A 1,389-nucleotide genomic window follows, 5' to 3' on the forward strand; every position below is an offset into this window, starting at 1 on the left:
GCAATGCGGTCGCGCCCGGGTTCACTGCGACCGAGAATATTCGGTCCGCGCCGCATTGGCCGGATCTGCAAGCGGGGGCACTGAAGCGGATGCACAGTCCGCGGGTCGGAGAGACCGGTGATATCGCGGCGATGGTGGCTTTCCTGATGTCGGAGGACGCCGAATGGGTCAACGGTCAGGTTCTCAATGTCGACGGTGGCACCATCATGCGTTGATCCCAATAGGGGGCAATGGGATTCGCTGTCGGTGATCGGACTACGTGGTCTCGTGGTCGAACCCTGTCGGCGGCTGGGGCCTGTGCCGAAGCGGCGGCTCGGTGTCACTCGTGTCGAAGCCATCGGTCGGGGCGGTTGCTGGACGGCTTCCGACTATCGGGGGTTGCCGTTGCGATCGGGCCGTTCCGCCCGCGTTCACCCTGATGAATCCGCGTTGCCGACAGGCGATTTCCTCGTATTCGGCGTGGTTGCGAGAGGCGGGTTCGTTCCGGGGGCGATTCGCGGAATACCGCACCCCCTCGATATGGGACGATCTGCGGCGTGGCAGCACAGAGGGCCGGGTTCTCGGCGTGGCCGGAGCAGTGGCGGTGGGACGACGACCGGGTCCAGTCCTACCGCGCGCGCGGGATGAGCGGGGTCGTGGTCGAGGAGATCACGGTGGGAGGTGTGCGGGAATCGGGTGTGCTCCTGCCGATGCGACAGCCGCCGAAGTGGCAGGGCGTCGTGTTCCTGTTGATGGGGCTGGTTTTCCTGTCGGTCGCCGTGCTGCTGTTGATCGAGGCGATCCTGATCGACGAGTGGCTGGTGCTCGTCGGTGTCCCGGTATTCGTCGCGATCGCGGGAGTGGCGCTGTTCGCCGCGTATCGCGGGTTGATCGTGCACCGGTTGGTGGTTCCCGGCTTGGTGATCACGCCGACGCGGGTCGTCCGGCGCGGCGGCAGCGGGGATCTGATGGTGGTCGCGTGGGCCGATATCGCCGGGGTCCGGCCCTATGTGCGAGAGACCGGCCCGGCGAAATGGCACAACATGTTCGGCGTGGACGTGCGTGATCCCGACGTGTTCTGGCAGACGGCGGGGCGTCGGCGCGGTGGCCGGGTGGCTCGCGCGCTGGCCGGGGCCGAGGTCGTCATGGTGTCGGACGCGGTCATGCTGATGAATCCGCTGGTGGCCTACCACCTGATCCGGCACTACCTCGAGAATCCCGATCTGCGACCGCATGTGTGCCGGTCGGTGCGACGCGATCCGTCCTGACGGGGGCGTGCTTCAGCGGTCGGTGGTGCCGTCGCCGTCGCGATGTTGCTGTCTGGATATCTTCCACAGGAAATCGGGGTCGTCGTCGGGGCCCTTGATCGGGGCGCGCCGGGGTCCACCCGGGGGCGGCGGGGCCGAACTC

At 67.2% G+C, this 1,389-nt stretch carries 2 protein-coding genes; both read left to right on the forward strand.

Annotated features, from left to right (window positions below):
- Positions 1–215, forward strand: a 215-nt coding sequence (locus tag JZ792_RS41115; protein ID WP_216918390.1) for an SDR family oxidoreductase, incomplete at its 5' end; no start/stop codon positions are given.
- A gap of 321 nt (positions 216–536) precedes the next feature.
- A complete protein-coding gene (locus JZ792_RS41120; protein ID WP_216918393.1) occupies positions 537–1,247 on the forward strand; it encodes a phage holin family protein in 711 nt (236 codons plus the stop codon).
- Positions 1,248–1,389: the final 142 nt, after the last annotated feature.

This window comes from Nocardia noduli (assembly GCF_019038455.1).
GTDB classification, from domain to species: domain Bacteria; phylum Actinomycetota; class Actinomycetes; order Mycobacteriales; family Mycobacteriaceae; genus Nocardia; species Nocardia noduli.